This is a genomic window from Kitasatospora sp. NPDC001225, from assembly GCF_053597855.1.
The window spans coordinates 60170-72795 of the sequence record NZ_JBSFJC010000007.1 but is presented as its reverse complement, the minus strand read 5'-3'; the positions used below and the strand labels follow the sequence as shown (position 1 = coordinate 72795).

14 protein-coding genes are annotated in these 12626 nt (G+C 70.7%); all 14 read right to left on the bottom strand.

Annotated elements, in window-relative coordinates:
* Positions 1-9: 9 nt before the first annotated feature.
* Positions 10-1218, bottom strand: a complete 1209-nt coding sequence (locus tag ACWDCZ_RS04000) for a phage distal tail protein (RefSeq protein WP_387969541.1) — start codon at positions 1216-1218, stop codon at positions 10-12.
* 4 nt (positions 1219-1222) lie between these two features.
* On the bottom strand, positions 1223-3529 hold the full coding sequence (locus tag ACWDCZ_RS03995) for a phage tail protein (RefSeq protein WP_387969539.1): 2307 nt from the start codon (positions 3527-3529) through the stop codon (positions 1223-1225).
* Between the two features lie 11 nt (positions 3530-3540).
* Complete coding sequence (locus ACWDCZ_RS03990) at positions 3541-4080, bottom strand: hypothetical protein (RefSeq protein WP_387969536.1); 540 nt, start codon at positions 4078-4080, stop codon at positions 3541-3543.
* The gene (locus ACWDCZ_RS03985; RefSeq protein WP_387969533.1) at positions 4041-4382 is read right to left on the bottom strand and encodes a hypothetical protein; all 342 of its coding nucleotides are present in this window, start codon (positions 4380-4382) and stop codon (positions 4041-4043) included. Before ACWDCZ_RS03985 ends, ACWDCZ_RS03990 begins: the two co-directional genes overlap by 40 nt.
* A gap of 585 nt (positions 4383-4967) precedes the next feature.
* Positions 4968-5567: a phage tail tube protein gene (locus tag ACWDCZ_RS03980; RefSeq protein ID WP_387969530.1), complete on the bottom strand. Its 600-nt coding sequence runs from the start codon at positions 5565-5567 to the stop codon at positions 4968-4970.
* A 20-nt stretch (positions 5568-5587) separates the two neighbouring features.
* Positions 5588-6016, bottom strand: a complete 429-nt coding sequence (locus ACWDCZ_RS03975) for a phage tail termination protein (RefSeq protein WP_387969528.1) — start codon at positions 6014-6016, stop codon at positions 5588-5590.
* Positions 6013-6297, bottom strand: coding sequence for a DUF5403 family protein (locus ACWDCZ_RS03970; RefSeq protein WP_387969525.1), 285 nt, complete (start codon positions 6295-6297; stop codon positions 6013-6015). The genes ACWDCZ_RS03975 and ACWDCZ_RS03970 overlap by 4 nt, the downstream gene beginning before the upstream one ends.
* Positions 6281-6664 (bottom strand): hypothetical protein, encoded by a 384-nt coding sequence (locus ACWDCZ_RS03965; protein WP_387969522.1) that lies wholly within the window; start codon positions 6662-6664, stop codon positions 6281-6283. The genes ACWDCZ_RS03970 and ACWDCZ_RS03965 overlap by 17 nt, the downstream gene beginning before the upstream one ends.
* Positions 6661-7089 (bottom strand): hypothetical protein, encoded by a 429-nt coding sequence (locus ACWDCZ_RS03960; RefSeq protein WP_387969519.1) that lies wholly within the window; start codon positions 7087-7089, stop codon positions 6661-6663. Before ACWDCZ_RS03960 ends, ACWDCZ_RS03965 begins: the two co-directional genes overlap by 4 nt.
* Positions 7090-7098: 9 nt before the next feature.
* Positions 7099-8124 carry a P22 phage major capsid protein family protein gene (locus ACWDCZ_RS03955; RefSeq protein ID WP_387969743.1) on the bottom strand — a complete coding sequence of 342 codons (1026 nt, stop codon included), beginning with the start codon at positions 8122-8124 and terminating at the stop codon, positions 7099-7101.
* 68 nt (positions 8125-8192) lie between these two features.
* Positions 8193-8684, bottom strand: a complete 492-nt coding sequence (locus ACWDCZ_RS03950) for a hypothetical protein (protein ID WP_387969516.1) — start codon at positions 8682-8684, stop codon at positions 8193-8195.
* Between the two features lie 8 nt (positions 8685-8692).
* Complete coding sequence (locus tag ACWDCZ_RS03945; RefSeq protein ID WP_387969513.1) at positions 8693-9580, bottom strand: VG15 protein; 888 nt, start codon at positions 9578-9580, stop codon at positions 8693-8695.
* Positions 9501-10964, bottom strand: a complete 1464-nt coding sequence (locus ACWDCZ_RS03940) for a phage portal protein (RefSeq protein WP_387969510.1) — start codon at positions 10962-10964, stop codon at positions 9501-9503. The genes ACWDCZ_RS03945 and ACWDCZ_RS03940 overlap by 80 nt, the downstream gene beginning before the upstream one ends.
* Positions 10964-12625 carry a terminase gene (locus tag ACWDCZ_RS03935; RefSeq protein WP_387969507.1) on the bottom strand — a complete coding sequence of 554 codons (1662 nt, stop codon included), beginning with the start codon at positions 12623-12625 and terminating at the stop codon, positions 10964-10966. Before ACWDCZ_RS03935 ends, ACWDCZ_RS03940 begins: the two co-directional genes overlap by 1 nt.
* Position 12626: the final 1 nt, after the last annotated feature.

The window sequence follows — 12626 nt, the reverse complement described above, 5'->3', positions numbered from 1 at the left end:
GAGGGGTCCTTACATCCAGGCGGAGCGCCACTGCACATCCGCCGTGACCCCGTCGGGGCCTTCGAGTACGTCGAGTTGGACGGTGCTCGCCCCGGGCGGGACGGAGAACCAGGTGGAGGTCGGGTCGACCTGCCCGAAGCGCGAAGCGCCGTTGAGGGTGATGCGGCGGCGGCCCATGTCGACCACCAGGGCGTCACCGCGGCCGACCCGCAGTCCACGAAGCGCGAAGCGCTTGCGTTCGCCGTTGTGGACGAGGGTCAGCGACGGGTCGCGCACCTCCCCGGCGCGCGGGGTGAGGCGGACGACGGGCCAGGTGTCGACCGACCCGGTGTTGGTGATGTCCGGTGCGGCCCGGACGGCGGGACCTGTGCCCATGTCGAACGGGAACGTCAGCGGGAAGATCGGCCTACCCTCGCGCGGGGCGGCCACCGCCACGGTCGCGGTCGCCTCGTCGGCCGAGTACAGCCGGGGGTCGGTGGCGAGGAGTTCGACGGTGACGCGGCGGCGACCGGCGTGGAACTCGCGGTCCACGGTGACGGCGCGCTTGCGTACCCGAGCCATGATCCGCGCCCTCCCGCCGGCCACCCCCGGGAACGCGAAGGCGAACGGCCGCTCCGGCCCGCCGGGGGCGAACGCGGCCAGCAGGTCGGGGAGTTCGTGGTCGTCCAGGGCCAGCATGGTCAGCGTGACGGTGCGCGCTCCCATGTAGTCGGTGCCCGGGGTGAGGCCGTCGCGCTGAAGCAGTTCGGCGTCCGAGCTGCGGACGTCGGGGGCGTCCAGGAGGCCGGCCACCTCCTCCAGGACGACCGTGGAGTCCTCGCCGAGCAGCAGCCCGCCCCACGTCGCTGTCCACGGCTGGCCGGTGTAGGGGTTGTGGGCACTGGGCTGGGGACCTACGTCTGGAAGCTGCGGCGCGGGCAGATCCGGAAGGGTCCGGAAGACGGCTGGCTCGGACCAGGCGTCCAGGTCGGTGCCGGTGCAGTGGTAGCGGACCCGGTACTCGGTGTCCGGTTCCAGGGGCGGGTCGTCGCCGAGCGGGCCTTCGTCGCCGACGAGGGCTGTGCCCGGCCACTGGGGGTCTTCGGCGTCGTAGTGCGCCTTGCCCGTGGCGGTGTTGGTGGTCTCGACGTCCGTCCACGCGCCCGGCGTCTTCGTGAAGAAGACGCGGGCGGTGTGGGCGGTGACGTCGCCGATGAAGGGTGGGGAGAGAGCCCCCAAGCAGCTACCTCCCGGAGGTCTTCAGCTCCCACGCGATGGCCTTGCCGATCTCGTGGGGGTCCGCGTTGGTGCGGGCGTTGACGGTGATCTGTGCGCCGTAGCGCGCCCGGCCGGCGTCCTTGGACGCGGGCTCCGAGTGGCGCAGGCCGGCGGCGGCGCGCTGGCCGTAGCCGTAGGAGTCGAGCGAGCGAAGGCCGGTGGCGACGGGGCGAAGGGCCTGCTCCAGCGGGCTCGCGTACGCGGCGGCCGGCATCGCGGCGAACGCCATGACCGGAGCGGCCATCAGGGAACGCGGTGCGGCAGCCGGGGCGGCGGGCATGCTGGCCTTGAACGGGTTGAGCGAGCCGACGATGCTGGAGACGACGCCGGACACGGAGATCGACTTCATGCCGTTGACCAAGCCCTGGATCGCCGACTTGCCCTTGTCGAACAGCAGCGAGCCCAGGTCGCCGATCGCGGAGAGGATCTTGCCCGGCAGGCTGGAGACGTACGAGACGACCGTGCCGATGCCGTTGGACACGCCGCTGGCGATGTTCGACCAGGCGGAGGTGACGGCGTTGTAGCAGGCGTTCCAAGCGGACGACGTCCACGACTGGACGTTGTTCCAGCCCGACGAGACGGCGCTGCCCACGGCCGAGACCCGCGACGACACGGTGGACGTCACGGACGCCCAGGCGGACGAGGTCCACGACGTCACGGAGTTCCACGCGGACGACGTCCACGACGAGACGTTGTTCCACGCGGTCGAGACGGCGGAGGCCACGGAGGACGCCGCCGAGGACACGGCGGACGTCACGGACGACCACGCGGAGGCCGTCCAGGAGGTCACCGCGGACCAGGCCGACGACACGGCCGAGCCCACGGCGCTGGCCGCCGACGACACGGTGGACGTCACCGACGCCCAGGCCGAGGCCGTCCACGAGGTCACCGCGGACCAGGCCGCGGAGGTGGCGGCCGTCAGCCCGTCCCACGCCGTCTGGACGGCGTGCCAGGCGGCAACGGCGGCGACCGCCAGGGCGTTCCAGGCGGTCATGGTGATGTCGAAGCCGACGACCAGGGCGCGCAAGCCCAGGTCGACCAGCCGCATCATCGCGGCCGTGGCCTGGGCGTTGTCCTTGAAGACCTGGAAGAACTGCTGGAGGCTGCCCGCGAACCACGAGATCGACGCGGCGATCTCGGGCGAGAACTGGACCGCCAGGGAGGCGATCCCCTGGAGGAAGACGTCGAGCAGCCCGTTCAGCGGGGGCAGCAGCGCCTTGAGCCGGTCACCCCCGTTGGCCAGGACGAGGAAGAAGTCGCCGAGGCTGGCCCCGATGCCGACGAGCGCGGCCGGGAGGGCGTCGGTGAACGCCTTCATCCCCGCCGAGTTCATCGCCTCGGTGAGCTTGGGGAAGAGGACGTCGGTGAAGTCCAGGATCGACTTCACCATGGGACGTACGAACTGCGCCCCCGAGTCGAAGAACGACTTCAGGACCGGCTCGGCCTGCTTGAACCAGCCTGTGATGTCGCGAAGCGCGCCCCCGAACTCGGAGCGCATCAGCGCCGTCGCGGGCTTCAGCGCCGCCGACGCCTTCTGCATCGCCTCCTCGGCGTTGTCGCCGAGGGTCTTCATGTCGCCGGCCGCCGCGATCGCGGCCAAGCCGATCGGCAGGACCGGCAGCGCGGCCAGCGCCAGGACGGCGATCAGCCCGGAGGCGACGACCGTCACCCAGGAGGCGATGGCGGTGACCGCCACCAGCAGCGGCAGCGCCGCCGCGAGCGACTGGGCGAACCCGGCCGCCATGCCCAGGGCGCCCTGGGCGGCCGAGGTGATGCCCGACCCGATGCCCTGGAGGGCGGAGGCCGTCTGCTCGATGCTGAGCGTGAACAGCCGGCCGAAGGACCGGGCGACCTCCGCGGCCCCCGAACCGATGTCCCGCAGGCCGGACTTGATCCGGTCGAACCCACCCCTCGCGAGGTGGACGTTGACCCCCAGCCGCCAGCGGCGGCCGGTGAACGCCCGCAGCCGGGCCTCGGCCGGCGCGGTGTCAGCGTCGGCCGAGATCCGCGCTCGTCGCTCCCGGGTGAGCGCGGCGATCCGGGCGGCGGCCTCGCCGGTGTCGGCGACGACGTTGACCCGGACCTGGCGGTCATGGGTCAGCTCCCGCAACCGGGCGTTCACGCCCGTGGTGTCAAGATCGAGCTTGACGGAGAGCTTGGTGTACTTCTCCAGCATCTCCAGGTACCGCTTCAAGCGGTCCCGGAAGCCGTCGGTGTCCGGCAGGACGCGCACATGGACGCGCCCGGCCTCCTTACCGCCGGGACCGGCCACAGGCTCACCTCCTACGTGAGTCGGACCGGCGCGGGCCGGACCGGCGCGGTGGAGCGCGCGAGCACAGCCGCCGGGAGACGGATCGTTTCTGCAAGGGGGGAAGTTGGTTCGGCGAGCACGGAGCCGCCGCCCTCTCCGACCTCACGCTGGAGCGCGGCGGCGAAGGGACTGGTACCGGTCGGCCGGCGGGACTTCTTGGCGTACGGGCGCGGGTACGGCGACGGCTTCTCGACCGTGCGCGGGTTCTTCGACGCCTTGGCGACCTGGACGTGGGTGAGCGCCTGCACGGCGTCCACCAGGTCCGCGAGCACGTACGCCTTGGCATCCCAGCCCAGTGCCTCACGGCCACCGCGCAGGGCGGCCAGCGTCGCCGAGTCGTCGGGAAGGGTCCCGATCAGGGCGAGGACGAAGCGCGCGGAGTGCCGGCCCCGGAACCAGTCCAGGACGTCCACGCCGCAGAAGCGGCGAAGGTCGGCGGTGACCTCCGCGCCGTGCTCGTCCAGCAGCCTGATCAGGCCGCGGCTTCCCCCGGCGCGGCCTCCTCCATCCACCGCTCAAGGATCTTCATCTGCTCCGGCAGCGGCAGCGCGTCCACGGACTCCCGCATCGCCTTCTTGTCGGAGGCGACCGCGACCAGCAGACCGGACATCGCGTCGATGCGGCGCTCGTTGGAGACCTTATCGGACTGCACGACGTCCAGCAGCGCAAGCGCCGCCTTCAGGTCACCGCCGGGCAGCGCCTCGATCCGGCGCAGGCGGACCTTCTTGCCGCTGGCGGCGATGAACTTCAGGCCCTTGCCTGCGTGCGTGCGATCGGCTTCGGCCTTGAGGTCGGCGAAGTCCAGGGTGGTCAAGAGGGATGCCTCCAGGCGGTTTGACAAAACTTACTTAGAGTTACGAGAATCCTGCCGAGGGGCATTTGTGTCGTCGCCCTTCAGGCATCGGATGTTGGGAATGCATCCGATTCATCTCGTGTGCTATTTCCCCCCGAGTGCCGGTGCGCTCGGGGCTTGCTTCCAGGCGCATGCGAGTGATGCCTCGACCGGCGGTCGAGGAGAGCCCTGCACTCGAAGAGAGGCGCAGCCCAACAGTGCTGCACCTAGACGTTGGAGATGATCTTCAACGTCCGTACGAGAACCTGCACCGGCAGGTCTCGATTCGCCTACCGCTTGCGGTAGGTCGGGTCGAGCCTGCCCAAAAACAGGTCAACTCCCGATCTGCCGCCAGATCAAGGGAGTTGTAGTGCAGGTTCCTGGCTGGCTGGCGCCTGTCGTCCTCGGTGCCGCTGCGGTGGTTACCGTCCTCCGCGTGGTGCTAAGGCGCTGGATTCCGTCTCTGAGCGAGGATGCGATCATCTCGATTCGAGCGATCCGCAAGGTCCAGGCAGAGCTGCGAAAGGGCCAGGGACCGCCACAGCCGCCACTAGCTCACGAGAAAGATCAGGCAGCGGGTTGAAGGCCGGCGGCCAGGTCGAACACGGGGGTGACGCTGCCGAGCGGCGTGCTCTGGTTGAGGGCCACGACGGTGGCCTTAACCGGCATCTCGCCGAGCGCGGCGGGGTCCATGGTCACGGAGTCCGCGCCGATGATCGACGTCTTCGGGTAGTGCCAGGCGACGCACTTCGCACCGTCCACGGCCGCGATCATCAGTGCGCGATTCTGCGCGGTGGGGCTGGTCGGAATCGAGAACAGGCCCTTGGAGTCCAGGCCCTTGTCGGTGCCGTAGTACAGCTTGTAGGACTCCGCGGTGAAGTCGCTGAGGTTGATCGTCACGGCGTAGGTCTTGCCGGGGTCGGTGGTCTTCAGGCTCTTGTTCTGCCAGGACCCCAGTACCTCGGGCTCGTCGCCGTCGACCGACATCTCGATGCCGTTGTCGAGCGAGGTGTTGCCGATGGACTTCCAGGTCAGGCCCTCGGGGCCCCACTTGGTCGAGTCCTTCGGGTCGAAGCCCGGCTTGAGGTCGGGCAGCGCGGTGCCCGGCGGGGCGACGTAGATGTATCCGGTGCCCGGTACCAGGACCGGGGCGTCGTCAGCAGCCATGCTGACTCCTTTCCGGCCCGTCAGCGGGGCCTTGTAGCGATCATGTAGTTGGCCGAGAACCGGTAGAAGTCGGGTTGCGCCTCGGTCATCGGGTCGGTGGTCATGAACGGCCCCGTCGCCTCCCGGAACCGGGACAGATGGCCGTCGGCGTTGCCGAACTGCTCGAAGGTCAGGCGGACCAGGCCGGCGCGGGCGCGGCGGGCGAGCAGGGAGGCGTCCGCACGCGAGGTGGCGTAGGCCTGGACGGTGAACATGCCCTCGTCGATGAAGCGTTTGTCCTTCATCGTCCCGCCGACGCGGCGGGCGATCACCAGGCCGCCGGCCTCGCGCAGGGTGAGCTGCCAGTCGGTGGGCAGGTAGACCGCGCAGCGGACGCCGGGCAGGGCGGTGCGCAGGGCGTCCAGGACGATCCGCTCGGAGTCGGGCATCAGGTACGGCTCGGGGGTCACCACAGGGCGGCCTCCATCGCGTGGATGCCGTCCACGGGGCGTCCGGCACGCTCGTTCCAGCCGCCCCAGTTCTTGTGGGCGGCCAGCGGGTCTTCGTTGACGATGGAGTAGCCCTTGGCATGCCGCTTCACCTTCAGCCCGGCAATGAACTCGCCGGTCTCGATGTGCAACGCGGCCTTCGCGACGACACGGGCCTTGCGCTCCTCCGCCTCCAACTTGAGCGCGCCCATCACCCCGGGGAGCCCGGCGATCACGGAGTCGAGGTCAGGACGGATCTCCACCACTCTGGCCACCGCCTTCCACGATCACGGTCACGAACCGCATCCGGTCGGAAGCGCCGTGGTGGGCACGCGGGGCGTCCACCACGGCCCAGCGGGTCCCGGGGTCGCCGGGGTCTTCGAAGGAGACGGCGGACCACTTGTCGATCACCGTGCCCGGCGGGAAGACGATCTTGCGGCGGATCGGCGGGGACCAGCCGACCTGAGCACCGACCGGGGCCCGCCAACCTGCGGCGTCGCCGACCGGGGCGACCCACGCCGAGTACGTGGTGCTCGGCCCGGGTGCCGGCCGACGGTCGCCGTAGCCGTCATCGACCATGACCACGGTGTGGACGGTCACGCGGGTACGGCCGCGTTCCAGCAGGCTCACGCCGCACCCCAGGAGTCCTCGGGGTCCGGGAACGGGTAGCCCGCGCGCATCCCGCGCGAGGCGACCTCGCGGCGGGCCTGCACGGAGCGCAGACCACCGCGGCCTGCCGTCCGCTCGATCAGGGCGACCTCGCCCCGGGTCAGGGCGAGGCCGATCGGCGTGCCGTCCGGCATACGGTAGGAGACCTCGCCGGCCTGCTCCTGCACGTACCCCTCGGGGTTGCGGAAGCGGCGGTCGGCGACGGCCAGGGCCAGGGTGCGGATCACCGCAGGGTGCCGCTCGGGCGACCAGGCGGGGTGGCCGGTCGCGGCGATCACCCAGAAGGCGTCCTCCAGCGCGGCGCTCGCCCGCTCCCAGTCCGGGGTACCGGGCTCGGGGGCGGGCTTTCCCAGGCGCTTGAAGAGGTCGGCGACATCGAGCGCCACGCGGCCCCCTTACTTCGCGGCGGTGGCGGCCGGCTCGCCGGTGAACGTGACCTTGACGCCGCGCACCTTGACGATGTTCTTCGGGTCCTGCCAGTTGGTCTCGCCCTTCTTCAGGTCGGTGACCAGGGTGGCGCCCCAGTAGGAGGAGAGGAAGGAACGCTCCATCGCCGCGCCGGAGTTGTAGTCCTTGATCCAGCGCAGGGCGAAGCCCTCCGCGCTCTGCCGGCCGCCCTTCGCGGACTCCGGGACGGACGGCGCGCCGGAGACGAGCTGGATCGCGGAGCGGTGGAAGGCGTAGACGCCCAGCGGGTTGAGCTTGTCGTTCGTGGACTCCACCAGGCGGAAGCCGTGGATGCGCCCGAGGGTGCTCTCCTTCAGGGCCGCGCCACCGTCGGCGTGCTCGTTGGCCTTGAGGATGTTCGGGTCGTTGAGGAGGTAGAACGCGGCCTCGGAGCCCAGGACGACGGTCCGGCCCTCGCTCGGGATGTTCTCCTTGTTGAGCTGGACACGCAGGCGGGCGAGTGCCTTGCGGATCATCTGGCCGGCCTGCTCGTCGCTGCCCGCCTTGGTGAGGTCGGCCGGGATCTTCGCGGCGGTGGCGACCTCGGGGAACTCGGTCATCGCGGAGGCGACCTTGTTCTCCAGGCGCTCGGTGATGGAGTCGATCTGCGGGACCATGACCTGCTCGCCGAACGACAGGAGGTCAAGGGAGAGTTCGGCGTCGGAGAGGTCCACCGCGGAGTAGGCGTGGGTGTCGAGCTTGACCGTGAGCAGGCCCTCGTTCAGGTTCTCCGACTGGATCCAGGTGGAGGCGTCGTTGAACTTGCGCTTGGCGTCGATGGCCTCCTCCGCGCCCTTCAGGCGGGCGGGGCGGCGGATGTTGATGACCTGGCCGGTGGCGTTGACGAACTCGGACGCGGCCCGGCGGTCGAACATGCCCGCCAGGACGACGCTGTCCTTGAGGTTGGCAAGAGCCGCCTGGACGAGCTTGTCGGGGTTCTGGAAGGCGTTGGCCCGGTTGCTGTTGAGAGAGATAGCGCTGTTCCTCGGGAAGACGGAAGGCCGCCCCGGGACGGGACGGCCTCATGCGGTGCGGGTGGGGGTTAGAAGCCGTAGCGGCGCTTGCGCAGTCGATCGGCCAGGCCCTTGTACGGGTCGGGCTCGGAGTGCGGGGTCAGCCCGCCCGCGCCCAGCAGCGGCTTCGGCGCGGCGACGGCGGCCAGCTGCTCGGCGTGCGCCCGTACGGCGGCCTCGTCACCGCCCTGTACGAGGGCGGCGAGGACCGGCGGCAGGGCGTACTCGGCTGCGATCCGGTCCCGAAGCGCCTGCTCCTGGAGCTGGGCCACCTGGGCGCGCAGCTCGTCCGCTTCGACGCCGGCCTCCTGGCCGCGCTCGCGGGTGGCGTCCAGGTCGGCCTGGATCTTCTCGTACAGCGCCCGGTAGTCCGGCTCCACCGGCTTCGGGACGGCGCTCTCCTCGCCGCCCTCCGCGGCCGGGTCCGCCTCGGGCTCCGGGGTAGCCGGCGGGGTGTCCGGGTGGGCCACGCCGCCGGGGATCGCCTCGGCCGGGGTCGGGGTCTCAGACTGCTCGGACAATCTCTCTCCTAGGTCTTGGTGTAGTAGGTGCGCCAGTCCGCCAGCGAGCCGCCCCCGAAGTCCTTCCACATCCGGGCGAACCTGTGGTTCTCGGAGGGGAGTTGGTAGCGGCGGGAGAAGATCGGAACGGCCTGGCAGTGGCAGTGCGGGTGCGCGCCGAACGCGGCCGTGCGCTTCGACTTGTAGACCGCGCCGCGCGAGGCCATGAGCGCGCAGAAGTAGCAGGGGTTCGCGTCGGTCTTGCGGTAGTAGCCGATCGCCCCGGGGTCGTCCTGCAGCGCGGCGTGGATCGCGTCCCGACCGGCGTCCTGGACGAGCATCCCGCCCGCCCCCGTGCTGCCGGTGCGCAGCGACTCCAGGAACTCCTTCTCCCAGGCGATCAGCTCGGCGTCGTCCAGCGCGGCCGAGCCCCGGCCGGCGCGCTCGCGCTCGTGCCGGGCGACGCGGTCGGCGACCTGGTGGCGGAACGCCTCGGCGGCGCGCTCGGCCTCGCGGCTGAGGTCGGCGGCGGGGAAGGGGTTGCGGGTGTCCACGGGCAGAGGCGTCGACGGTCCGGAGCCGGTCCGCTTGCCCGTGAGCTTGTTGAAGTCGGCCCACAGGGAGCCGAGCGAGGAACCCGGGCGGTAGCCGGGGCCTCCGATCACACGGCCGGTCTCCAGCGCCCGGACCAGCCGGTAGAAGGCGACCGACAGCGCCCGGGAGGCCACCGCGGATTCGCGGATCGCCGCTGCGTACTCGGCTTCGAGCTCGGTCAGCGAGCTGGCGACGTCGCGGGCCTCGACGGCGGCCAGGGCCTCCGCCCAGCGGGCCGCGAACCTACCGGCCAGCGCTTCCTGCGCGAGCTGGTACGCGGCCACCGCCCGCAGGATCTCGGCGGACCTTGGAATCCACGCCACCGGCCGTCGCCTCCTTCTGCTGCTTCAGGGCCTCGGCTTCGGCCTGCTCCGCCTTGCGGGCGGCCTCCTCGGCGGCCTTCACCGCCTCGTCGATATCGGCCTGGCTGAAGCCGGGGACCTTGCGCAGCGCGACGCTCAGGGGGACGCCCTGCTGCATCAGCTTGACCATGGCGTCGGCGGCCTGCGCGAGGCTGCGGGTGGCCTTCTCGGCCCACTCGACCTGGCTCTCGTCCTGGGCGATCTCGCCCCGGCCGGCCGCGAGCGCGCACAGCCGGAACACCGACTCCCACGACTCGCCCAGCGAGTCCTGGAGCGTGGACAGGAACCGCTTGAAGCTGGTCTCCGCGGCTGCGAGGGCGTCGGCGCTCAGGTTCACCAGGTTCGACCCGGCGAGGTAGTGCGGCGGCACGTCGGCCAGACCCATGATCTCTTCGATCGTCTGACGGCGGGAGGCCAGCAGATCGCCGGTCGGCATCGCGGGGAGCTGCCCGAACTTCGCGTCCGAGTTGGGCGCCATCAGCAGAGTGGAGGGGTCCAGCGAGGGAACGTCGTACACCGGCTCGCCGGTCTCCGGATCGCGCAGCGGGTCACCGGTCTCGGGGTCCAGGCGCTCGGAGGGGGCGAGGCCGGTGGCGAAGCGGATCGCGTGGGCGCCCCAGTGCTCGGTGAGCAGCAGGGACAGCGTCTGCTGGTTGAGGCGGTCCTGCGGCGTGATCAGGGGTTCCACCAGGCCCCTCGTTCGGCCCCGGAGGTCCACGGCCGGGGAGAAGCGCACCACCGGGCACACGTTCATGCCGTGCGGCTCGAAGCCGAGCACCGCGGCCTCCGGCTCGGCCTCCAGGTCGACGGTGTACCGGCCCACGTCGTCCCACAGCCAGGCCAGCGTGCGCTGCTCGTCCGGCTGGTGCTCGGGCACGTGCAGCGCGTACACCGGGAACTCGTCCCACGCCGGGTCGGTGTACACGGCGACGGTGTTGATCCCGTCGTATGCGCGGATCGAGGGCTCACGGCGGCCCTTGCGCGGGTCCGGGGTGACCACCACGTAAGCCGCGCCGCTGGTGAGCGCGGCGCGGTGGACGGCGTTCTGTCGCTCGTCCAGCCGGTTGTTCTGCCAGTACCGCCACTCGTACGCGTTCTCGCCCGAGCCCGGCTTGCGGAAGCCCTGCACGCGCAGGGCGTTCAACGGGGCCTCCACCGCCAGGGCGGAGACGTTCACGATCGAGCGCTTCACGAGGTCCTTGAACTCCGCGTTGGCCTTGGCCGGCATCCACGGCGCGCGGTGCAGGCCGCGGGCGTAGCGGTCGACCAGGTTCAGCCGCTCGGCGTCGCGGTCGATCACTCCCTTCGCGTGGCGGGCACGCTGGAGTACGACGGGGAGGGACATCAGAACCCTCCTCGGGTCTGTAGCGTTCCGGGCTGCTTCGGGGGCTTGAGCTTGCCGCTCTCCATGAGGCGGCGAAGGGCGATCCAGGCGATCACCATCGTGGCGTAGAGGTCCACCTTCAACTTCGACTCCCGGGACTCCTTGCCGAACCCGATGCCGAACTTGTTCGGGCGCTTGCGGGCGTTCATGGTGTGCCGGGTCAGCGAGTAGTCGCGCACGTGCGGCAGGGCCCGGGCCTCGATCGCACCGACCATCGCCATGTGCTCGACCGTGATCTCGCGCTGGTTGGCGCGCATGTCGAACCCGACCGACGACTTCCCGGACGCCTTGATCAGCAGGTGCTTGCCGTAGGTCTCCGACCAGTCGGCGATGCGACCCTCCCAACCGTTCACGTCGGCGAAGAACGCGACGACGGTGTACTTCTGGAAGACGTGGTCGACCATGTCGTTGACCTCGGCCCCGTCGACTTCCCAGTTCTTGCCGGCCGGGCCGTCGGGCTTCTCCCACAGCGCGAGCGGCTGCACCAGCCGGTCCCGAACCCGCATGCCCAGCAGGGCAGTCGAGTCGTCGGTCTTGCCGCCGTCGAAAGCCAGGACGATCCGCTCGCCGGGCTTGATGCCGTCGGCCGGCTCCACCGTGGCCAGGTCCCAGGTGTCCCGCTCCACCAGCGCGTCATCGTGGCTGGAGAGCTGGTTGAGGTACTTCCGGCGGGACTCGTCCTCGGACGTGCTGGCCGACCAGATGTCCTTCATCACCCGCTCGGGGTTGATCCAGACCGAGTCGCCCCGGGCGCACAGGATCGCGGCACGCAGCTGGTCCTCGTCGGCGAGGTCGACCCCGGGAGGGGCCTCCACCGAGTCGTAGTAGATGCCCGCGTCCCTGTTGACGCCGTCGCGCTGCTTCTCCCAGGCGTACCACGTGCCCTCGGCGACCGACTCTTCGCCGATCACCGGGGCGTTGGTGATCTCCATCGTTCGCCCACCAACCTTGGTGGCGTTGGGGCGAATTGTGGCCGCTAGGCGGGGTCCCTGGGTGGCTTCCACCCAGTGCCACGTTTCGTTGAGCAGGGCCAGAGATGGCCTGCCGCCCTCCGCGGCGCGGAAGGAGGAGGCCTTGGCCTCCAGGCGGCACTGCCGGCCGTCGGTGTCGGTCTGCGAGGCGTAGCAGACCTCTTGGCCGAGCTTGATCGCGTACCGGTCGATCGCGGCCTGGGAGAAGATCGTGCTCAGCGCCGACATCGTGTTGACGTTCTGGCCGGCCGCCGTCGCGAAGATCTGCACCCAGCTCTCCTGCGGCGGTCCGCCGACCGGCGAACCGTCGTCGCGGAAGCCCACCAGGCGGCACGGACCGACGAACTCCATCGCGCAGACGGAGGCCATCATCGGGTCCTTGCCCCAGCCCTTCAGGCGGCGCAGGGTGCCGGACTCGTGCCGGAATCCGCGGCCCCAGGTCTCGGGGTCGTTCGGGTCCTCGGGCACGGCGTCGTCGCGCAGCTCGTACCAGCGCGCCAGGATGCGGCACTGCTCCGGGGTGTACTTCCAGTCCGGCCGGAACGCCCGGGCGCTCCAGCGCAGCAGCTCACCCGCCAGCGTGCGGTGCGGGTGAGGAACGGTGTCCGGGATCGTGCGGAGCGGCTCGTAGGTGATGGTCAGGACGGCCACC

What these genes read in the sequence shown, in the direction of transcription:
- ACWDCZ_RS03980 (WP_387969530.1), bottom strand. Translation starts at nt 5,567, where the DNA reads ATGGCTGCTGACGACGCCCCGGTCCTGGTACCGGGCACCGGATACATC.
- ACWDCZ_RS03940 (WP_387969510.1), bottom strand. Translation starts at nt 10,964, where the DNA reads ATGTCCCTCCCCGTCGTACTCCAGCGTGCCCGCCACGCGAAGGGAGTG.